The 20,280-nt window shown below is 34.2% G+C and carries 22 protein-coding genes and 1 riboswitch; of the genes, 4 read left to right on the forward strand and 18 right to left on the reverse strand.

Annotation, left to right across the window (positions count from 1 at the left end; all coding sequences use genetic code 11):
• Positions 1–24: 24 nt before the first annotated feature.
• A complete protein-coding gene (locus M1D66_RS20140) occupies positions 25–627 on the reverse strand; it encodes a histidine phosphatase family protein (RefSeq protein ID WP_242320615.1) in 603 nt (200 codons plus the stop codon).
• Between the two features lie 88 nt (positions 628–715).
• Positions 716–898 carry a hypothetical protein gene (locus M1D66_RS20145; RefSeq protein WP_002004691.1) on the reverse strand — a complete coding sequence of 61 codons (183 nt, stop codon included), beginning with the start codon at positions 896–898 and terminating at the stop codon, positions 716–718.
• A 233-nt stretch (positions 899–1,131) separates the two neighbouring features.
• Between M1D66_RS20145 and M1D66_RS20150 the strand changes: the two genes are divergently transcribed.
• Positions 1,132–1,317, forward strand: coding sequence for a YkvS family protein (locus tag M1D66_RS20150; protein WP_001165082.1), 186 nt, complete (start codon positions 1,132–1,134; stop codon positions 1,315–1,317).
• A gap of 48 nt (positions 1,318–1,365) precedes the next feature.
• Here M1D66_RS20150 and queF read toward each other — a convergent pair whose 3' ends face one another.
• Genes queF through queC form a run of 4 tightly spaced genes read right to left on the reverse strand, consistent with a single transcriptional unit; the run spans position 1,366 to position 3,744 of the window.
• Positions 1,366–1,863: a preQ(1) synthase gene (queF, locus tag M1D66_RS20155; RefSeq protein ID WP_001986050.1), complete on the reverse strand. Its 498-nt coding sequence runs from the start codon at positions 1,861–1,863 to the stop codon at positions 1,366–1,368.
• An 18-nt stretch (positions 1,864–1,881) separates the two neighbouring features.
• Positions 1,882–2,598: a 7-carboxy-7-deazaguanine synthase QueE gene (queE, locus tag M1D66_RS20160; RefSeq protein ID WP_242555035.1), complete on the reverse strand. Its 717-nt coding sequence runs from the start codon at positions 2,596–2,598 to the stop codon at positions 1,882–1,884.
• Positions 2,591–3,082: a 6-carboxytetrahydropterin synthase QueD gene (gene queD, locus M1D66_RS20165; RefSeq protein WP_242554718.1), complete on the reverse strand. Its 492-nt coding sequence runs from the start codon at positions 3,080–3,082 to the stop codon at positions 2,591–2,593. Before queD ends, queE begins: the two co-directional genes overlap by 8 nt.
• Positions 3,082–3,744 (reverse strand): 7-cyano-7-deazaguanine synthase QueC, encoded by a 663-nt coding sequence (gene queC / locus M1D66_RS20170; protein ID WP_242554719.1) that lies wholly within the window; start codon positions 3,742–3,744, stop codon positions 3,082–3,084. Before queC ends, queD begins: the two co-directional genes overlap by 1 nt.
• 93 nt (positions 3,745–3,837) lie before the next feature.
• Positions 3,838–3,881: riboswitch (PreQ1 riboswitch) on the reverse strand.
• A 206-nt stretch (positions 3,882–4,087) separates the two neighbouring features.
• Between queC and kinB the strand changes: the two genes are divergently transcribed.
• Positions 4,088–5,296: a sporulation sensor histidine kinase KinB gene (gene kinB, locus M1D66_RS20175; RefSeq protein WP_048655979.1), complete on the forward strand. Its 1,209-nt coding sequence runs from the start codon at positions 4,088–4,090 to the stop codon at positions 5,294–5,296.
• 11 nt (positions 5,297–5,307) lie between these two features.
• Here kinB and M1D66_RS20180 read toward each other — a convergent pair whose 3' ends face one another.
• The 4 genes from M1D66_RS20180 to M1D66_RS20195 form a co-directional block, all read right to left on the reverse strand.
• Positions 5,308–5,424: a DUF6254 family protein gene (locus tag M1D66_RS20180; RefSeq protein WP_000038355.1), complete on the reverse strand. Its 117-nt coding sequence runs from the start codon at positions 5,422–5,424 to the stop codon at positions 5,308–5,310.
• 101 nt (positions 5,425–5,525) lie between these two features.
• Complete coding sequence (locus M1D66_RS20185) at positions 5,526–6,059, reverse strand: DinB family protein (RefSeq protein WP_000941961.1); 534 nt, start codon at positions 6,057–6,059, stop codon at positions 5,526–5,528.
• A gap of 137 nt (positions 6,060–6,196) precedes the next feature.
• On the reverse strand, positions 6,197–7,891 hold the full coding sequence (locus M1D66_RS20190; protein ID WP_242554720.1) for a M3 family oligoendopeptidase: 1,695 nt from the start codon (positions 7,889–7,891) through the stop codon (positions 6,197–6,199).
• Positions 7,892–8,047: 156 nt separating this feature from the next.
• Positions 8,048–8,494 carry a MarR family winged helix-turn-helix transcriptional regulator gene (locus tag M1D66_RS20195; RefSeq protein WP_000203336.1) on the reverse strand — a complete coding sequence of 149 codons (447 nt, stop codon included), beginning with the start codon at positions 8,492–8,494 and terminating at the stop codon, positions 8,048–8,050.
• 195 nt (positions 8,495–8,689) lie between these two features.
• On the opposite strand from M1D66_RS20195, the gene M1D66_RS20200 reads away from it, so the two are divergent.
• Entirely contained in the window at positions 8,690–10,186 is a 1,497-nt protein-coding gene (locus M1D66_RS20200; RefSeq protein ID WP_000865069.1) for a DUF3149 domain-containing protein, read from the forward strand.
• Between the two features lie 29 nt (positions 10,187–10,215).
• Here the strand turns inward: M1D66_RS20200 and M1D66_RS20205 are convergent, their stop codons facing one another.
• The gene (locus M1D66_RS20205; protein WP_000495536.1) at positions 10,216–10,497 is read right to left on the reverse strand and encodes an aspartyl-phosphate phosphatase Spo0E family protein; all 282 of its coding nucleotides are present in this window, start codon (positions 10,495–10,497) and stop codon (positions 10,216–10,218) included.
• A gap of 475 nt (positions 10,498–10,972) precedes the next feature.
• Here M1D66_RS20205 and M1D66_RS20210 point away from each other — a divergent pair, with 475 nt between their 5' ends.
• Entirely contained in the window at positions 10,973–11,743 is a 771-nt protein-coding gene (locus tag M1D66_RS20210) for a divergent polysaccharide deacetylase family protein (protein WP_001234107.1), read from the forward strand.
• A gap of 172 nt (positions 11,744–11,915) precedes the next feature.
• On the opposite strand, the gene cbpA is transcribed toward M1D66_RS20210, so the two are convergent.
• From cbpA to phnX, 7 genes are all read right to left on the reverse strand, one after another.
• On the reverse strand, positions 11,916–12,539 hold the full coding sequence (cbpA, locus tag M1D66_RS20215) for a cyclic di-AMP binding protein CbpA (protein WP_001264208.1): 624 nt from the start codon (positions 12,537–12,539) through the stop codon (positions 11,916–11,918).
• 126 nt (positions 12,540–12,665) lie between these two features.
• The gene (locus tag M1D66_RS20220; RefSeq protein WP_000896006.1) at positions 12,666–13,295 is read right to left on the reverse strand and encodes a class II aldolase/adducin family protein; all 630 of its coding nucleotides are present in this window, start codon (positions 13,293–13,295) and stop codon (positions 12,666–12,668) included.
• A 332-nt stretch (positions 13,296–13,627) separates the two neighbouring features.
• Positions 13,628–15,928, reverse strand: coding sequence for an NEAT domain-containing leucine-rich repeat protein (locus M1D66_RS20225; RefSeq protein WP_102956153.1), 2,301 nt, complete (start codon positions 15,926–15,928; stop codon positions 13,628–13,630).
• 421 nt (positions 15,929–16,349) lie between these two features.
• On the reverse strand, positions 16,350–17,132 hold the full coding sequence (locus M1D66_RS20230) for a DeoR/GlpR family DNA-binding transcription regulator (protein ID WP_242284764.1): 783 nt from the start codon (positions 17,130–17,132) through the stop codon (positions 16,350–16,352).
• A 40-nt stretch (positions 17,133–17,172) separates the two neighbouring features.
• Positions 17,173–18,357 (reverse strand): saccharopine dehydrogenase family protein, encoded by a 1,185-nt coding sequence (locus M1D66_RS20235; RefSeq protein ID WP_242554721.1) that lies wholly within the window; start codon positions 18,355–18,357, stop codon positions 17,173–17,175.
• Positions 18,354–19,451, reverse strand: coding sequence for a 2-aminoethylphosphonate--pyruvate transaminase (phnW, locus tag M1D66_RS20240; RefSeq protein ID WP_242554722.1), 1,098 nt, complete (start codon positions 19,449–19,451; stop codon positions 18,354–18,356). The genes M1D66_RS20235 and phnW overlap by 4 nt, the downstream gene beginning before the upstream one ends.
• 15 nt (positions 19,452–19,466) lie before the next feature.
• The gene (phnX, locus tag M1D66_RS20245; RefSeq protein ID WP_242554723.1) at positions 19,467–20,261 is read right to left on the reverse strand and encodes a phosphonoacetaldehyde hydrolase; all 795 of its coding nucleotides are present in this window, start codon (positions 20,259–20,261) and stop codon (positions 19,467–19,469) included.
• Positions 20,262–20,280 lie beyond the last annotated feature (19 nt).

The raw sequence follows: 20,280 nt of genomic DNA on the forward strand, positions 1-20,280 counted from the left end.
ACGATTTATATAAATCGTGTGCTTTTATGTTAAATTCGTATTTAATATATTTCCATCCATCGCCTCGTGAAACGTATATGTTGTACATCCCCATGGCTTTCTATGCAAAATAGGCGAACCAGACCATCCTATTGCCCTCAGTTCCGTTCCAATCATCGAATTAAAATAATTATGACCTACAAGAGCAATACTTCCATGTACGAGAGCATAACGATGTAATACGTAAGCTGCTTGCCTTGCCCTCTCTCTTACTTCCTTATAAGATTCAACATTTTTATGGTAACCAAGTATCCATAATGCTCGTCCAATACACATCCATACGTTAAGTTTACACTTCAACCATTTTGGCGCATAAAAGCTCGCCGGAACTGCCGCTTCCCTAAAAAGAGAATTTTGTATAAAACATAAAGAATCCATTAATTCAGCTGCTGACTGTACAGCACACTTTTGATCACTCGTTACAATCAATTTCGCTACTTCAACCGCTTCTCTTGTTTCCAATGGTATAGGTTGTTTTTCTGTTATAGTATGTAAGTCATATCCTTTTATCCATTCATGAAAGGATGTAACCGTCATTGGTTCTATAGTACAATCTAAGCGACCATGACGAATAAAAGAAATCTTCATTCTTTTCACTCTCCATTCATCACTTATGAACTCTATTATGCACTAGTTCTAAACATCATGCCACGCAAGAAAATAAAGTTATATACCTTTACATCTCCCCACCACTATCATGTGTTATCGAAGCATGGATACCATCCATCCCATCAAAATATGTACTCGTATCATATTGACGAATCTTTTTTAAATGCATATAAGAAAATAAAAATAAAATTAAAGCTATAACACTCCCCACAAATTCAAACATCATTTTACCGCCTCTAATTTCTCCCACTTCAGCAGGTTATTCTACTTTTTCATTATACCTCGATATAAAGATTCTCGCATTTTTGCTATTTTTTTCAAAAAACATGGATTTTCTACATATTTTCTTACAAAAAGTGAATATTTTTCGAATTTTTACTTTGGAAACATTTACAAAGTAGGAAATATGGTTCAAAATAGGAGGAAATAAAAAAACCCAAATTTATTCTTTTTTTGGGAAAACTGTAACAAGGAGAGTTGCTTATGCAGATCGCAGAAACTGGAGATATCATCGAATTTAAAGGTGGAATGCAAGGCCGTGTTCAAAAAGTAAATCAAAACTCTGTTATTGTTGATATAACAATTATGAAGAATTTTAGAGAACTAGATATGGAACCTCTTACAGTTGTAAGTCATAAAAACTATACTGTCATTAATCAAAATGCATAATATAATAGAAAGAAAGGGCCTGTATACTATACAGGCCCTTTCTTTCTATTAACGATTATCAATTGTTTCCGGATATAGATCGTGGTTCATCATGCGGTAATCAGCCATTTGTTCATACTTCGTCCCTGGGCGCCCGTAGTTGCAGTATGGATCAATTGAAATGCCACCACGTGGTGTGAATTTCCCCCATACCTCAATATAACGTGGATCCATTAATTTAATTAAATCGTTCATAATAACGTTCATGCAATCTTCATGGAAATCACCATGATTGCGGAAACTAAATAAATACAACTTTAAAGATTTACTCTCTACCATTTTTTGCTCTGGAATATAGCTAATATAAATTGTTGCAAAATCTGGTTGTCCTGTTTTCGGGCATAAACTTGTAAATTCAGGACAATTGAATTTTACAAAATAATCACGGTTTGGATGATTATTATCAAATACCTCTAATATTTCTGGGCTATATTCAAATAAATATTTTGTATTTTGATTCCCTAGTAATGTTACATCTTTTAAATCTTCATCTAATCTTCCTGTCATTTTAAACATCCCTTCTCGTTATACGCCGCGCTTATTTCCCCATACTAACGCATGAAGCTGAGGCAATACTTTTGCATCATTCATCGCTTTACAATTTACAGCTTTATCAATCAGCCATTCATACTTATCTAATAATTTTTTTATAAGCATCGCATCATCCACTGTTTTTGTATCATCGTTTCCTACTTGTAAGAAAAATGGTACCTTTGGATAACGTTCGTGCATCTTAACTGCATATTCAAAATCATGATCATCGAATACTACTACTTTTAAACTAATATCTTTTCCTGCTAGTTTCTGAATAATAGCATCTAACCTCTGAAAATCTGTTTTCATCGTTGAACTTGGTGGTTTTGGAGAAATTGTTATCTCATCAATTTGAAGTAACCAATCTTGCCATTTACTCCCTTGCGTTTCAATTGCCGTTCGCATTCCATTTTCTTTTAATACAGAAAGAAGAAACTCAATATTTTTTAGTAATGCCGGATTTCCACCTGAAATCGTAACATGAGAAAAATTTTCTCCTCCAATTGCAACAAGCTCATCCCAAATATCTTCTGGTGTCATCTGTCTAATTTGATCTTTAGCTGATCCATCCCACGTAAAAGCAGAATCACACCAAGCACAGCTATAATCACAACCAGCTGTACGGATAAACATTGTCTTTTGCCCTACAACCATTCCTTCACCTTGAATAGTCGGACCGAATATTTCTAAGACAGGGATTTTACTCATCAAGCATCCACTCCCGTCTTACTTCCGCATAACTAGTCGGCGTCTCAAATAGACGAACAAATTCAACGCGAGCTCCTTTATATTCGTTCACTCGATTCTCTTTTGTTAGTGCTTCTGCCATCTTTTCATAAATCCAAACGACCATATTTTCAGCAGTCGTATTCATTGCAGGTAACGTTTCGTTTAAATAACGATGATCTAGATAAATTTCTATTTCATTCTTCCAAATTTCTTTTATATCTCCAAAGTCAATTGCAAGACCTATTTCATTTACATATCCACTAATTCCAAATACAACTTTATATGTGTGACCATGTAAGTTTTTACATTTCCCTTCATAACAGTGTAAATGGTGTGCTGCATCAAATGTAAATTCCTTGCTGACCATTACTCTTTTATTATGGTATTTGAGTTGTTTACGCCGAATATCCTTTTCCATTTTTTGCAAATTCTCTACGATGCGAAATCCAAAAAAGTTATCCATTAGTTGTTCGCTCCTTCGCGTTCTTGTAGGTACGTATCTAATCCTGCTTTACGAAGTTGACATGCTGGACATTCACCGCAACCATCACCAATGATTCCGTTATAACATGTTAATGTTTTTTCTCGAACAAACTCAAATGCTCCAAGTTCATCTGATAATTTCCATGTTTCAGCCTTATCAATCCACATAAGTGGCGTGTGAATGACAAACGGGTAATCCATAGATAAATTTAAAGTAACATTTAACGATTTCACAAACACGTCACGGCAGTCTGGATAACCACTGAAATCAGTTTCACATACACCCGTTACAATATGACGTGCTCCAACTTGTTTTGCTAATACAGCAGCAAATGATAAGAAGAGTAAATTTCGTCCATCTACAAATGTCGATGGCAATTCACCTTCTTCATGTGTAATCTCCATATCCTTTCTCGTTAACGCATTTGGAGCAAGTTGATTTAATAGACTCATATCTAGTACCGTATGCTTTATTCCTAGTTCTTTTGCAATTTCCGCTGCACAATCAATTTCTAGCTTATGACGTTGATTGTAATTAAACGTTACAGCTTCTACCTCTGCAAACTGCTCTATTGCCCAAAATAAACATGTCGTACTATCTTGTCCTCCACTAAAAACAACAACTGCTTTTTCTTTTTTCATTTCACTCATTCTCCTTCTCTACTATAAATAAGAAGAAAGAACGTTCTTGAACTGTCACAATAAAAAAACAAAACAATACCTAAGGATATTGTTGTTTCCATAGTTTTTTATAGAGGGAGTTCGCGAACCTCTCCCGCGCGGTGCACGGAATTTCTTCTTTCATTGACACAGCTTATTGTAACATATTGTATACTAGCGTAAAAATTTCTGATTTTTCAGCTATTTATTATTTCATTTCTTTCATTTTATAGTATGATTAATTTAATATAAGAAGAGAGGAGGCATCCCACTGAAATCCTTTATTATTTATCTCTTTTTAAATATATTATTCATCCTGATTACAATGCTCGTATATCATTTATTTTGGAATCAAAAAGGGAAACGCTCTCCTAAATTAAATTCAGCTATATTCATTGTACTCTGTTGCCTTGCTACCGTACTCTGTATTACATTTGCAGCAAAAACAAATAATGGTTTTCAATTTGATATGCGCCATATTGTATTAATTGTCGGTACATTAACGGGAGGGCCTATTGCTGGTGGTTCTATCTTAGTTGTATTAAACATATATCGCTTATTATTAGGTGGGGTAGGTGTTTTCCCATCTCTTATCGGTTCTGTTCTTCTATTTATTGTTCTATTATTAACATATAAATTTTTCAATCGAACTTCTAATCGTATAAAAATAACACTTGCTATTATCTACAGTCTCACATACGGATTTAGTTGGATACCCTTCTTCCTTTCAAAGGTTACAAATAAGACTGATTATATACCGCATATTATTGTGTATGAATTATGTTCAATGCTTGGTACGATTCTAATTTTATATTTACTACACATATTACAAACTCAAGTTCGTCTCCAAAATGAACTTATAAATGCTGAAAAGTTTCATTTAATTGGTGAAATGGCAGCGTCTATCTCTCATGAAATTCGCAATCCATTAACTTCAACGAAAGGTTTTTTACAACTATTACAATCAGATACATGCACTGAGCAGGAACGAAAATTATATATCGACATTGCCATTAATGGCATCGAACAAGCAAATCATGTTCTTACAGATTATTTAACCTTTGCTAAACCAAGCATTGAAAAAGAACAAACATTACAGTTAGAAGAAGAATTACTACATGCATTGTCGTTAATTACACCGCTTGCTAATTTAACAAATGTACGTACTCATTATATAAAGCAAAGCACTTCTTTTTTTATCGCTGGAGAAAAGCAAAAACTAAATCAATGTTTATTAAATATTTTAAAAAATTGCATTGAGGCTATGCCAAAAGGCGGTGATCTTTATTTCACATTAGTTCCTGATCATAAGCATATTCAGTTATATATAAAAGATACAGGAGTCGGTATGGATTCAGAACAAGTAAAACGTCTTGGTTCGCCCTTTTATTCAACGAAAGAAAAAGGTACTGGACTTGGAATGATGGTCGTATTCAGTGTTGTTCAAGCTATGAATGGAAAAATTGATATTATAAGTGAAAAAGGAATCGGTACAACCTTTTTATTAACTTTTCCACTCATACAAAAAACGTGATGAAATACTCATCACGTTTTTTCTGTTCCTTCAACTAATTCAGCAAAAGCTTTCACTTTTCCGTGCGGTTGTTGATTTTCTTTACGTGCTTTCCAGGCGCGCTCTTCTTCTCGCTTCTTCTTAGACATGTTTTTTCAACTCCTTCTTTTCTTTCTCCATGTAGTATTCCAAAATAAGAAAGAAAACTATGCACGTATCAAAAAAGAAGTGGTTTCCCACTTCTTCCACTTTAGCGTTGCAAAATTGCATGTTTCGCCTCTTTTAACTGCGTAAGATGTCTTTGTTCATGCAAATCAAGAAATTGAACCCATTGATACAAATTCAGATCATTAAAAACAGGATGCTTTAATCCATTTTCAAATAAATCTTTTTCATCTATAACACTATGAAGCGCGTGTAATAGTTCTTGGCGTGAATGTTCTAGCAATTGAATTCCTTGCTGTTTTTTCATTAAAGTTTCTGTTGGTTGCATTTGCTGAGGAGCTTCTCGTTTATGTGTGCGATCAAGCGTAAGTTGGAGGTCTTTAAATGGAGTCATGTTTCTTTCATTTTTTTGTAAAGCATATACAAGGGCAGACGTGACAGATTGTTCAACTAAATGCAAGTGGTGTAAAATTTGAATAATACTCCATTTATCACGGCGTGGCTTTACATTCACTTCTGTGTCATTTAACATTTCAATTTCTGATAATAGCGTGCTTCGAGTAGCCTGTAATGAATTTACTAAACTTTCTAAACTTACATCCATATTAGATTGAAGCATACTTGTTCCCCCCTTTTGTTGGTGAAAAGAGGTGCTCCTTATTAGAAACACCCCTTTAGTATTCTGAATTTTCTTTTATTATCTCATCATTTTCCCATTATGTCGATGTTAAACATGTGAAAAAAATCGCATGTTTTTTACAATTTTGTGTCGTCAATCGCATGTAACCATGCTTCAATTTCTGTAATAACACTTTTCACACAGCCTTCAGCAAATGGTGATGTTAAATTTGCAACCTCTACTAATTCTAAGAACGATTTACTTCCACCTTGTTGGCACAGATTCACATAATCTTCCCACGCCTCTTGTCTATTATCTCTTGCACGTTTCCAAAATTGTAGCGCACAAATTTGAGCAAGCGTGTAATCAATATAATAGAACGGTGAGCTATAAATATGCCCTTGACGTTGCCAAAAACCACCGCGCTCTAAATAATCATTCTCCTCATAATCACGATGTGGTAAATATTTCTTCTCTATGTTACGCCATGCTGTCTTACGCTCTTCAGGTGATGCTTCAGGATTTTCATATACATAATGTTGATATTCATCAACAGATACACCATAAGGTAAAAACAGAAGTGCTGAACTTAAGTGAGAGAAGTAATATTTATCTGCATCTTCTTCAAAGAATAGCTTCATCCATGGCCATGTAAAGAATTCCATACTCATAGAGTGGATTTCACACGCCTCATATGTTGGCCAATTATATTCTGGAATTTCAAATTTACGACTTTCATATACTTGGAAAGCATGACCTGCTTCATGTGTTAATACATCAATGTCACCAGATGTTCCATTGAAGTTTGAGAAAATAAATGGCGCTTTATAATTCTCAATATATGTACAATATCCGCCACCAGCTTTTCCTTTTTTCGCAACTAAATCTAATAAATCATTATCTAGCATGAAATTGAAAAATTCATCTGTTTCAGCCGATAACTCTTTATACATTGTCTTTCCATGATCAACAATCCAATCCGCATCTCCTTTTGGAGTTGGGTTACCTGTAGCAAACTCAAAGTTTTCGTCGTAATAAGCTAACTTCTCTACACCGATACGTGCTTGTTGTCGCTTTCTTAATTCCGTTGTAACGGGAACGATATAATCTAGCACTTGCTGACGGTAATTAGCCACCATCTCCGCATTATAATCTGTACGGTACATTCTTGCATATCCAAGTTCAACAAAGTTTTTGAAACCTAAAGATTTTGCGATTTTCGTTCTCACTTTAACAAGCTCATCATAAATACGATCTAGTTCTTCCTCATTTCCAGCTAAAAATCCGTAGTATGCTTCACTTGATGCTTTACGTTCGCTTCTTTCTTTTCCTTGCATAAACGGAATCAGTTGCGATAACGTTCTTTCTTCTCCAGCAAAGTCAATTTTTGCAGATGCTAATAACTGTGTATATTGCGATGATAATTTATTTTCTAATTGTAAATCTTTCACGACTTCATCTGAATATGTTTTTAAATCACATTCTGCTAGAGCAAATAATTGTTTTCCATAATACGCCTCTAATTCTTCACGAAATGGAGAATTAATGAGTGCCTTATAATATTTTGTACCATATCCTTGTACAACTGGAGAGAATTCATCAAAGAAATCCTGCTCCTCCTTATAAAAAGTATCCGTCGTATCAACAGAATGGCGAATGTAACAAAGGTTTCCCATTGTACCAAAATCGTTGCGAATCTCATTAATTGAATGAATGACTTGTTTTTGTTCTTCTACAGTTTTTGCGTTATCAAACTTCTCTAAAGCAACAGTAAATTTCTCTTTTAACTCTTCAATATTTGGGCGTTTATATTCATAGTCTTTAAATGACATGAACGAGCCTCCTCTCCATTACATACCTTTATTATAATTCAATACGTATTCTTGAATTCCCTCTTAATTTTCAACAAATTTCGGCAGTGATTGCCCTGAGTTCATTACAAATAAAAAAGCCTTGGATTTATTTATCCAAAGCTCCTTTGGAACATATTATTTTTCATACTTCCCAATTTTTTTTAATAAATCAAGTAATTCATCTTTTTCATCTTTCGTTAACATTTCAAAAGACTGATGTATAACTTTCTCATGCCCCGGAAAAATAGAAGCAATAAAGTTCTCGCCAGACTCAGTTAATTGCGCGTAAATAACACGTCTGTCATTCGGACATGGAATTCTCTTTACTAATCCCTTTTTCTCCAGCTTATCTACAACATATGTAATGCTGCCACTAGCTATTAAAATACGCTCACCAATTTGCTGAAGTGGTTGACCGCCTTTATGATATAGCAGTTCTAATACAGCAAATTCAGTTGGATTTAACCCGTTACTTTGTATAGATTTATTTGTAGTATCCATAACAGAACGATGTACACGAGATAATGCAATAAATACTTTTAAAGATTGAGAAATATCTTCTCGTTCATTATTTGATGTCATACAACTTTCAACCCTTCACTTAAATTCTCAGCAATAAAAAGAAAATGCCAGTTCATACTTCCTGTGAATTCCGAATGAGCATTCACTCATCCATTTCCTCTCCCCTAATATATTAAGGATCATTCTTGAATAAAAACATGACAATTTTAACATAGTTTATATATAATGATAATAAAAAAAGAAGGAGTACCACATTTGAAAGTCAAATTCCAAAGCATAATTGTATATATATTGCTTGTTATCCTACCGACAATAGGGATTGGTGCTACATTTTATTCGTATCATACATATAAAATGAAACAGGAAAACAAATTATCTGCTCATACAGTTCTCTTTTTATATAGAGATTATTTGGATCATCATCTTGGTGAAGCAATTTCTGCTTTAGACATGCTTGCAAAAGTTGTAGGCACCGAGACTGGTAATATAAATGGTATTAAACAAATTGTACATGATACAGATGGAAACGATGCACGCTTTTCTGGTCTATATTACGCTACACCAGAAGGAGTCATTACAATCGCATCTGAAGATGAATCAAAGCCTATAGATGTTTCAGACCGTAAATATATTCAAGACGCGCTCCAAACTAAAAAAACCACTGTATCATCAGTCATTACTGATCGCGTTCTTGGACATAAAGCTATTATGATTGCTGCCCCCATATTTAATAAACAGAAGGAGCTCTCAGGATTATTATTAGCTAGTTTACGCTTTGATTACATTTCATCTTCTTTAAATGCCATTAAACCACAATACCATTTTGAGGTAACTGATAAACATGATGTAGTTTTTCTAACCGATGATAATAACGACACAAGTGATACGCATTCTAATATGCTTACTACCCCACTCCAAAGATTAAATTGGAAGGTCTCTGTTTCTCCATTACCTATTCATCAAAAAACCTTATACCAGTGGGTTGCAATAGAGTGTATAGCTACTTTATTTTTAATGTCTATTTTATTTTTACTTGCTCAATATATGTTGTTAAAACGTCAAACAAAACTTGAAAGGCAACAAAATGAACTACAAAAAATTGAATTAGTTGGAACTTTTGCAGCGAGTACAGCACATGAAATCCGTAATCCTCTTACTGGAATTAAAGGGCTCGTCGCTCTATTAAAAGAGAAATATAAAGATGAGCAAGATCAGTTCTACTTTTCCGTAATTGAACAAGAAATAGAGCGAATCAATGAAATTGTAAGTGAATTTCTTATTCTCGGAAAGCCAACCGCTATCATCGAGCAAACGTATGATGTAAGAAAAATTCTAAATGAGGTAGCATTAATTATTCAATCTGAGGCGAATTTACATAACATTGTATTCTATTTACATTTGCCAGACCATCCTGTTCATATCCGTTGTTCGAAAGACCATATGAAACAAGTGGTTTTAAACATTACAAAAAATGCAATTGAGGCCATGACTTCTAGTGATACACTAACCATTGTAGTAAAAAACAATGAAACACACGCACAATTGCAGATTATAGATACTGGAAAAGGGATTCCGCAACATATTCAAAAACACCTCTTTCATCCGTTCTTTACTAATAAAGATACTGGAACAGGTCTTGGACTTGTCATATGTAAACGAATTGTAGAGATGTATAATGGGCATATTTTTATTGACAGTACAGAAAACGAAGGAACAACAGTTCATATCGAAATTCCGTTACACATAGTATAATTATCCTTATCCTATAAGGGTAATTATACTTATTTCATAAAACCAGCGACAAGCATTCGCCAAAAATTATTTGATTTTCCTTCATACCCGATTTGGAAAATAGGTATTTTTATAATTGAAAACCATTTCGGTGTTTGTTTTTCTTTATAACATTGATATTGTAAAATAAGCTTGTCCAATTCTTGACTAACTTGAATTGTCTCCCTACTATTTAGCCCACTTGTTAATCCTAGTTGAATCATTTCTTCACGTTTCATATGAATATCACGTGAAAGCTTTTCTAATGTGTACTTCCTTTTTACAGTAAACATCCATATCCCCCTTATTATACTTCCATGCTCTTAACTTCACTTCTCCATTGACTTTTTTAACTACTTAATCATATGCAAATTTGAAGAATCAGAAATTTTAACATTTTCTCCCTGTAATTTACAAATCTTTACCCTCACTTTGAGAATTATTACAAATTATTCTATCTTTGTAAATACATTCGCAATAATAGACATTTTTTTCATCTTGTTTTTTTATAAATGCTACGTAAACCGGTGATTCTTAATTTTCCACCTACTTTTCTTCGACATTTTTTGTTTAATTTATATAAAAAAGCAAAACATAATGATGATTGATAAAGTGAAACTTTAATCAGTGTTTTTTGTTCAGCCCCCACTGATTATTAGTATTCACCAATCGGGTAGGCAGTGAATCTCCCACCTATCCAGCCCAATGTTGAGGTGGGAGTCTTACTCCCCACAAATAGCGGGATAACAATAGAAAGGAAATATTTATATGCGAAAATATACGATTGCATTATTCATCATTGTTTTGTTTTTACCGTCCTTCTTATTTCCTATTCAAGCAAATGCTCATACGAATAAAGTTGCTATTGTCATTGATGATTTCGGAAATAATATGAAGGGGACTAATCAAATGTTATCACTTCCCATTCCACTCACTGTTGCTGTTATGCCTTTTCTTCCTTCCACAAAAGAAGATGCAATAGCTGCCCATAAGAAAGGCCATGAAGTTATTATACATATGCCAATGGAACCTATAAAAGGTAAAAAAGAATGGCTTGGGCCGAAAGCAATTACAACTGATTTAAGCGATGAAGAAATAAACAACCGACTTGAACAAGCGATTCAAGAAGTACCGCATGCAATTGGAATGAACAATCATATGGGGTCAAAAGTAACAGCGGATGAAAGAATTGTTCGCCTTATACTTGCTGCTTGTAAAAAACACGGTTTATTTTACTTAGATAGTAAAACGAATCCTAATAGTGTCGTCCCAAAAATTGGAAAAGAATTAGGAGTTCCTATTATTGAAAACCAACTATTTTTTGATGATGTGTATACAGCAGGACATATTTCAAAACAAGCCCAATTACTCATCAAAAAAATTCAAGAAAAACCTATTATGGTAGCTATCGGGCATGTGGGCCCTCCAGGTGAAATTACATCACGCGTTATTGAAACTTCTATCCCTAAAATTCGTGAGCATGCAGACTTTATTTTCTTATCTGATCTAGCATTATCCCCGCCTCCTGTTTCAAAATAAAGTTCATTACTCACATATAATCAGCCCTCACCAATTGGGCTTTTATGGGCAATCCGTCCCCCCACTTAACTTCTTTACTTGCGCTGAATTTTGAGGCTCGGATTTCACTGCCCACAAATGGCGGGACAAAAAAGTACCTATCTATATATAACAGATAGGTACTTTTTTTAACTTAAATATAATCTACATGACTCACTCTGAATCCTTTTTTCTCTATTTTTCCGATTAATTGCTTTAATCTTGTTTCATCTAACTCATCTGATATATTTACAATAACGCGGCGGATATATTGATCACCGTTATCTAACGTAAATAGGCCACCGATATTATATGCTTTTAACAATGTCCCAAGCTCTTTAATCGTTCCCTTACAATCTTGTGTTGCAATTGTTAATATATAACCACCTGTTCGCATACCAAATGAATCTTCAATAACATCAAATATATTCGAATGCGTTAACATACCGACAAATTCATTATAATCATTTAGCACGGCTAAAAACGGAAGCCGACGAATTACATAAAAAGCTCTGAAGAATGAATCCTTTTCAAAAATAAATGCATTGGAATCATCAAGCATATCCCCTGCACTTACATGCTCTAATCCGCTATTGCATTTTTTTTCTAATAAATCTACTTTATAAATAATCCCCGTGAATTTCTTCTCATCTTCTGCTAATACCGGGATGGCTCGAAATCCCGTTTCGTTCATCATTTGCAGTGCCTCTTCACCAGAATCATTTATCTTGCAAAATGTTACTTGCTGCTTTGGCAGAAAATGATATTTAACTCGCAAAATATGTTCCTCCTTACATGTCAACATGTAATCTATATATAATAAGGAGACCTATATTTTATGAGTGAAATTATTTTTAAAACGCTTTCATTTGTTTATTAACTTGTATCCATATCACATCCATTTTTATATAACAGAGCTCCTTGCACCCTTAATCATTAATAACTTTACATGATAGTTCATTAAATATTCTATACCCTCTAGCCATTTTTTCGCTTCTTCTGGCGTTTTTCCCCACACAATCATGCCGTAATTATGAACAAGAACTACTCCTCCACCTTCAATGAAATTCGGAACATTGCTTTCTAATAAATCAGCGAATTTTTTTTCATCTTCTACAATTGGAATTGTCATTTCTGTTATACCTTCTTTTCCGAAAACACGCTCCACACTGCGTTTATCGAACGTTACTTCTCCTTCTTCCCCATATAACTCTGATATTAAATGACTATCTACAGTCTGCACTTGTAAAATACATCCTGCACTACTTTTTTTATAAATATCCGCATGCATAAATGACTCTGCAGCTGGTTTTTCTTCATTTTCAAATACTGACTCGCACATGCAATTTACGACAATAAAATCTTCTTCCGAAAATAGCCCTTTATCTCTTCCCTCAACATTTACTAAAAATGTTAACGGCTCTTTTGACGTACATAGCGATAAGCTAATTTTGGTACCATAAAACCAATCACGAAGTGCCAATTCAGATTTCACATCTTTTAATTCATTCCATTTCTTCAGAAAAAATAACATTTCGTCACCCCCGGCATAATATTCATATAAGGTTCGAATCCTTTCTATGTAAAAGGAATATTTTTTGATTATTCTAAAAATTTAATTGAATTATCACATGAGAACGCTTTTTTGTCAATATAGTTTCGTGGTTCTTCTTTAAAATAGGCTATTCATATGTCTATACTCCTATCTATTTCCTATTTCATTTTGCACATAAAAAATACGCTATTCTTTAATTAAAGAATAGCGTATTTTCCTCATTTTTTATTCCGCATTAACGGGCAGCCCGATTGGTGAGGGCTACTAATCAGTGGGGAATGAACAAAACCCCCACTGATTAAAGTTTCACTTTATTTCTTTATTGCATTATACAAAAACTGTGCGTATTGTTCACGTGTTACGAAATTATCTCCTAAAAAATTCCCTTCCCCGTCGCCTTTTGATATTTTATTATCCACTAAAGCTTTCACATATCCTTTCGCCCAATGGCCATTTGGTACATCTTTAAAATTCTCTGCACTATTTTCATTTTCTTTTAACTGAAATACTCTTTGTAGTACTACTGACATTTCATATCGAGTTAATACTCCATCCGGACGGAACATACCATTTCCATAGCCTGTCATAATTCCAGCTTGAACCACTGCATCAATAGCCGTTTCATACATATTTCCTTTCGTATCTGTAAATGCCGTTTTTTGTTCTAGATTATTTTCTAATTTTAAATATCTTTGTATTAGAAGTGCTACTTGTCCACGAGTAATGTTATCACCAAATCCAAATTCACCATTTCCATAGCCTATAAATAATTTTTCTTTCGCTAAGTAATTAATTGCTTCTTCTGACCAATGTCCCTTTGGTACATCTTTAAATTCTACCACTTCTGTTTTCTCATCTTCTTTAGATGTATTACCGTCTTTACTTTCTACTACATTTTGAATAACAGATCCTGTAAAGAAGATTCCTGTATCCGCGAATGGATCTTTCACACCAAATTCATATACTTTCTCACCTGGTGTACTCCATTTCACTACACCATTACTATACGTACCATTATCGCTCTTCAGACGGATTTTCGTAGAAATCTCACCATCTTTTTCATATATAGGTACTTTTACTTCTTTATTTACTTCTGTTTCCTCTAAAAATACTTTTTGATTTTGGACATTAATATAAGCCGTCTTACTTAGTTCTATAACTGGTCGGACATCACGGATTTCATTTGCAACAAAACTTAGAAATACTAATTTTTTTAAATTACTAACTGGTGATAAGTCTGAAATATAATTCGCTTCTAAATCAAGCTTTTGTAAGTTTACTAAACTTGATAATGGAGTAATATCTTTTAACTCGTTGTTGGGTAAGTTTAAAATTTTCAACTGTGTCATCTTACTTAGAGGAGTAACATCTGTTATTTCATTTTTCCCTATCCATAGCTCTTGTAATTGATTCAATTGATCAATGCCTGATAAATCTTTCACTTTATTACGTGTTAATACTAAATCTTTTAACGGTAACGTATAAAGCGGTTTAATATCTTCAATTTGATTACCTGCTAAAGTTAAGTATGTTACATTTTTCAAATTGCTTAATGGAGCAACGTTCGTAATTTTATTATTTGCTAAATTCAAGTAATCTAGTTGTTCCATTTTCGCTAATGCTGTTACATCTTCTATTTGGTTGCCTGATAGAAATAAACTTTTTACATTTTTCATTTCAGTTAGTGGTGCAACGTTTGTAATTTTATTATTACTTAAATCAAGGGATTCTAAATTATCCATCTTAACAAGTGGCGTTACATCTGCAAATTCATTACCACGCAAAGCTAAATGATTTAATTGCTTTAAGTTCGCAAAGAACGACGGATCCTTTATCTTCGCATTCGCAACTGTTAAAGATTTTAAATTTGGCATATATTTTAATGCACTATAATCAAGTATCTCATTTGTATTTAAAAACAAATCCTTTACTTGTAATAAATCTTCTTTCGTAATTGGTGTATTTAAATCTTTTCTATTAAATACTTTTTTATTAACAAGCTCTCTTAATTTGTTATCTGTTATCATATTTTGATTATCAACTGGATTATCCGTTTCCGTATTTCCTGAATTAGAGTTATCATCTGGTTTCTCTGTTTCTTTGTTACCTACAGTTGGATCTTTAATTTCAAATTGAACTTGATATTTGTGATCATATCCAATAGCTGGAATAAGTATATGCATTTGCATATTGTGCTTCTTCTCAAACTCGCCAATTTCAAATTGAACTACCTTCGTTCCATTCTTCCTCTTATCTTCTGACAAAACCTTCACATCATGAAATACACCAGGCTGGTTTTTATCTTCTATTCTAAGATATTGAAAATAATCGCTATCTTGCATTGTTACAGTGACAATTTTTTTGCCAGCTGCAATCGTTACTTTAGGATTTTTTATATATTGAGAAACCATAGATGGCTCATCTTTTTGGTCCTTATATATTTTAATCTCAGTATCATACGTGCGATCACTCGCTGCTGCTACCGATTGATTTGCTTCAACTTTTAATGCCGCTAATGCTGGAGTAGAGTACGTAGCAAATGGAATCGCTAATGTTGTCGCTACTACTAGCGCCTTCATATAATTTTTTTTCAAAATAATATCCCCTATCATATATAATTTTCACAATTGATAACATTTATCAATTAATCACAAATAAATGATAATGAATATCATTATCATTGTCAATGAGAATATTACATTAAATTTATATTTTTAAAGATAAAAAATAAAAAAGCCCTTTATTCAAAGGGCTTTTTTACCTATCGTATGAAGAATTTCACTTTTTTCCTTCTCATTGATGACACCTATTTTTTGCAAAATATTCGCGTACAATACAAGTTTATTATATATTCGTTCTGACATGTTCTCCCTTCTTTCCTTCGACCAACTTTTTTTGTATTGGTAAATTATATGAAAGAGGTGAGAAAATGTGTCCACTTTTTGCATAACTGCAAATCTTTTATTTTACGATTTACAGATAATAAAACTCCCTCCTAAAAATTAGGTGGGAGTTTATGTGCTTTCACTGTATTTAACAAACTGTCCACCGAATATTATGCTTCATAAGTTCTTCTTCAAAGCTATATGGCATTTTTTTATCACAAATTACGTGTTGAATACGCGAAATTGCTGCTATACGATAATTCCCTTTCACGCCTACCTTCGTATGATCACATAAAATATATGTTTTCTCAGCTAATTTCATCATCGCCTCTGACAATTTCGCTTTCTCTAATTCAAAGCTGGAAACTCCAAAACTAGGTAATAACCCATCAATCGAAACAAACGCTTTATGAAAATGGAATTGCTGTATGACTTGCTGAGAAATAGACCCTGATACACGCGAATGCTTTGGAGATACTTTTCCACCTATAAATAAAACTTCACCATGAAACATCTTTTTATTAATAGAAGAAATTAATTGTGTTGCGACTGGAAATGAACTTGTTACAATTGTTAAGTTTTTACGATGAACAAGGTATGGAACCATTTGAAGCGGTGTACTTCCATCATCAATTACAATGACATCACCATCTTCTACAAATGTCGCTGCTTTATAACCAATTCTTTTCTTCTCTTCTATATGTAGCATTTCTCTTTCTAACATTGGTGCCTCTACTCCAGCGCCTGGAAGTTGAACAGCTCCACCATACACTTTTTTCAGCTTCTTTTCACGATCTAATTCTTCTAAATATCGACGAATCGTTTCTGTTGATACAGCAAATTCTCTCGCTAATTCTGAGACCTTTACTTTCCCTTTAAATTCTACCTTTTCAAGAATGGTTCGCTTTCTTTCTTCTCCTACTACAGACATAGCTTCACCTCATTTATATCTCCCTTATAAACTTCCTTACTTATACAAAGTTATAATTTTCTTTATAAGTAGAAACTTCTTCATGAATATGAATACCGCGCTTTGCTAGCTCATCAAAAATCAATTGTGGATTTTCAAAGGCTTCTTCAGGCGTAACAACACCCACCCTATTTACATTTCCATTTGCAATTAACTCTGTAGCAACCCCAAATGGAATACCGACGTTTCTCGTATACGCTCTTAATTTTTCCCATCCTACAACAGAACCATCAGATAACGGATGTGTATGATATAACACATGTCTTTGCTTCTCATTATTTTTCATACCTATTACTTCTACATGAAGTGCATAACCATAAAGCTCTGTTTCTTGACCTTCTTTCGATTGCAATAAATACTGCGAAATACAATCCATAATTCCTATTTCTTTCCCGTTTATTTCAATCTGATCATTACGCAATATGCCGTAATCATATAAAGCACGTACAAGTTGCATATTTTGCTTTGGCCAAGTTCCTCTCGTCTCTATCAGTTTGACACCTTTATTTTCTAGTGCCTTTGCTAACGTAATCGTTTCAGAATGCGGAATGATATACTGCGTTTCCTTACCATAAGGCGCTGGCAATTCTATTTCTCTCGGACGCGCAAACGGAAGTACTTGTTTAAATTCACCATCTTCATACACTGTACGCGATGGTAAATGTGGATCATATTCATATGTCGTTGTCTCTGTAATTGAAGCAGAAAAAGCAATCGGACGATACGAACCGTGACTTACGCGGACAGACTCTACAGTATCCAGTTGATTTGCTGCATGCATTGCCATCATTTGCGTTACACCTGGCGTCATGCCAAACCCAGGCAAACATGTTTTTTCATTTTGAACAAATATAGCATGCGATTCATTTTCTTCACCAAATCCATTTAGGTTCACACCGTGGCAGCCTGCTTCTGCAATACAGCGAGTCGACAATCCGTTTAGCTTTATCGTCGTACCGTCCATTACAATGTCATAACCTTTCATTTTTGCAACCGTATCCTCGTGATTCGTTACATCTACTTTTACAAAATCAACACGAGGATCGTTGAGCCATTCCACTACTTTACGGCCTGCTTCCTCGTTAAAGTCGGCTACAGTAATCGTCTCAAAAGATGAAAATTGAACTAAATCCAAAATAGCTTCACGACAAATTTTACCTGCTCCACCTAAACAAAATACTTTCACCCAATAACAGCTCCTTTAGCAATACTATCAACTAAGCGATTAATATCTTCTTCATGTACATCACCTATATTTCCAATCCGGAACGTATCTACTTTCGAAATTTTACCAGGATAAATAACAAATCCATAACGCTTTAATTCGTTATATAACTGTTGAAACTCGAACTCCTCTTTTGGATAAATGAAAGATGTAATAATAGGAGATTGATATTTCTCATCTACTAGTGGCTTAAATCCGATTTCTCCCATTCTATTCACTAGTAGTTTTTGATTGTTATAATATCGATTGTAACGCGCTCTTACTCCACCCTCTTTTTCTAGTTCAAGTAGTGCTTGATAAAAAGCATGTACAACATGTGTAGGTGAAGTAAAACGCCATTTCCCATTTTGTTTTTCCATCGTTTCCCATTGATCATATAAATCAAGAGATAAAGAGCGTCCTTGCCCTTTACACTTCAATAATTCATCACGTTTTGCGATTACAAATCCGAATCCAGGAACCCCTTGAATACACTTATTCGCACTACTAATTAAAAAATCAATTTGTAAATCAGCAATGTCTATTTCAATCCCGCCGAAACTACTCATCGCATCAACAATTGTAACCTTTCCATACTGTTGTCCTAATTTACATACATCTACAATTGGATTTATAATTCCTGTCGTTGTTTCACAATGAACAACTGCAATATGCGTAATCTCTTTATCTTCTTGCAATAACTTTTCTACTTCTACAATATTAGTAGGTTCCCACTCTTCTGTTTGACTGATCACTACATCAATCTGTAACATCTCTGCCATTTGCACAATTCGCTTACCGTACGCACCATTTGTACAAACGAGAAGCTTCCCATTTGCCGGAATAACAGAACCAATTACTGCTTCAACTGAAAACGTACCGCTTCCTTGCATTAACACTGTTGTATATTTCTCTTCTTCCTTCGTCGCTAACGATACAAGTTTAGCTCTTACTTCTTGCACCATCGTATTATATTCATCATCCCACGTACACCAATCGTATAGCATAACTTCTTTTACTGATTTTGTTGTCGTTAATGGTCCTGGTGTTAATAATAAGTAGTGATTTTCATTCATGATCCCGTGCCCCTTTTATGAAATAATAAGTTCTTGTTTCTCGATATGTTCCATTACGTTTTCGAGCTCCTGCATCGTTTCAATCGTAAAATGAGCCCCATTTTCAACAAACCGATTACGAACTATTTCTATTTTTTCACGAAGCTCTACCGAATCCATACTCTCCACTTCCTCTTCCGTTAAACCGAGCTCACTACTTCCAAGAATTACACCAACTGTCCACATTCCAGCATTTCTACCTTCTTTCATATCTGATACTGTGTCCCCTACTTTTATCATATGGTTCATCGGATACACACCAAGTTCCATTGCATTTTTATAGCACATCCATGGATATGGACGGCCTGCTGGAACATCATCTGGCGTAACAAGAAAATCAGGTTTATATCCTTGTAACGCTGCTTCCTTTGCTACAATTTCCATCATTTCTCTCGTATAGCCCGTTGTTGAACCGATTTTAATGCCTCTCTCACGTAAAGAAGCGATTACTTCTTTTACCCCATCAATCGGCGTAGCATAACTTGGTAAAATAGAAAAGAGAATTTCTTCAAACTCTTCATACATCTCATGAATGTCTGCTTCTGTTGGTAATTGACCGAAGACACGCTTCCACTCATCCGCAATACGAGGCATTTCTGTTAGTGCCCTTACATGATCTATTTTTAATAATCCCATTGGCTTACGTGCTTCTTCTGCTGTAATTTCAACGCCGCGTTTATGAAAAATCTTCATGAATACTTCTAGTGGTGCAAAGCATCCGTAATCAACCGTCGTACCTGCCCAATCAAAAATAACTGCTTCAATTTTCATTCTGTCCATCACCCTTCTT

The organism is Bacillus sp. PK6-16 (assembly GCF_056530295.1).

Bases quoted from the DNA above. Each gene is read 5' to 3' on its own strand.
- M1D66_RS20140 (WP_242320615.1), bottom strand. From the start codon at position 627: ATGAAGATTTCTTTTATTCGTCATGGTCGCTTAGATTGTACTATAGAA.
- M1D66_RS20150 (WP_001165082.1), top strand. From the start codon at position 1,132: ATGCAGATCGCAGAAACTGGAGATATCATCGAATTTAAAGGTGGAATG.
- queF (WP_001986050.1), bottom strand. From the start codon at position 1,863: ATGACAGGAAGATTAGATGAAGATTTAAAAGATGTAACATTACTAGGG.
- queE (WP_242555035.1), bottom strand. From the start codon at position 2,598: ATGAGTAAAATCCCTGTCTTAGAAATATTCGGTCCGACTATTCAAGGT.
- queD (WP_242554718.1), bottom strand. From the start codon at position 3,082: ATGGATAACTTTTTTGGATTTCGCATCGTAGAGAATTTGCAAAAAATG.
- queC (WP_242554719.1), bottom strand. From the start codon at position 3,744: ATGAAAAAAGAAAAAGCAGTTGTTGTTTTTAGTGGAGGACAAGATAGT.
- kinB (WP_048655979.1), top strand. From the start codon at position 4,088: ATGCTCGTATATCATTTATTTTGGAATCAAAAAGGGAAACGCTCTCCT.
- M1D66_RS20180 (WP_000038355.1), bottom strand. From the start codon at position 5,424: ATGTCTAAGAAGAAGCGAGAAGAAGAGCGCGCCTGGAAAGCACGTAAA.
- M1D66_RS20185 (WP_000941961.1), bottom strand. From the start codon at position 6,059: ATGCTTCAATCTAATATGGATGTAAGTTTAGAAAGTTTAGTAAATTCA.
- M1D66_RS20190 (WP_242554720.1), bottom strand. From the start codon at position 7,891: ATGTCATTTAAAGACTATGAATATAAACGCCCAAATATTGAAGAGTTA.
- M1D66_RS20195 (WP_000203336.1), bottom strand. From the start codon at position 8,494: ATGACATCAAATAATGAACGAGAAGATATTTCTCAATCTTTAAAAGTA.
- M1D66_RS20205 (WP_000495536.1), bottom strand. From the start codon at position 10,497: ATGTTTACTGTAAAAAGGAAGTACACATTAGAAAAGCTTTCACGTGAT.
- M1D66_RS20210 (WP_001234107.1), top strand. From the start codon at position 10,973: ATGCGAAAATATACGATTGCATTATTCATCATTGTTTTGTTTTTACCG.
- M1D66_RS20220 (WP_000896006.1), bottom strand. From the start codon at position 13,295: ATGTTATTTTTTCTGAAGAAATGGAATGAATTAAAAGATGTGAAATCT.
- M1D66_RS20225 (WP_102956153.1), bottom strand. From the start codon at position 15,928: ATGATAGGGGATATTATTTTGAAAAAAAATTATATGAAGGCGCTAGTA.
- M1D66_RS20230 (WP_242284764.1), bottom strand. From the start codon at position 17,132: ATGTCTGTAGTAGGAGAAGAAAGAAAGCGAACCATTCTTGAAAAGGTA.
- phnW (WP_242554722.1), bottom strand. From the start codon at position 19,451: ATGAATGAAAATCACTACTTATTATTAACACCAGGACCATTAACGACA.
- phnX (WP_242554723.1), bottom strand. From the start codon at position 20,261: ATGAAAATTGAAGCAGTTATTTTTGATTGGGCAGGTACGACGGTTGAT.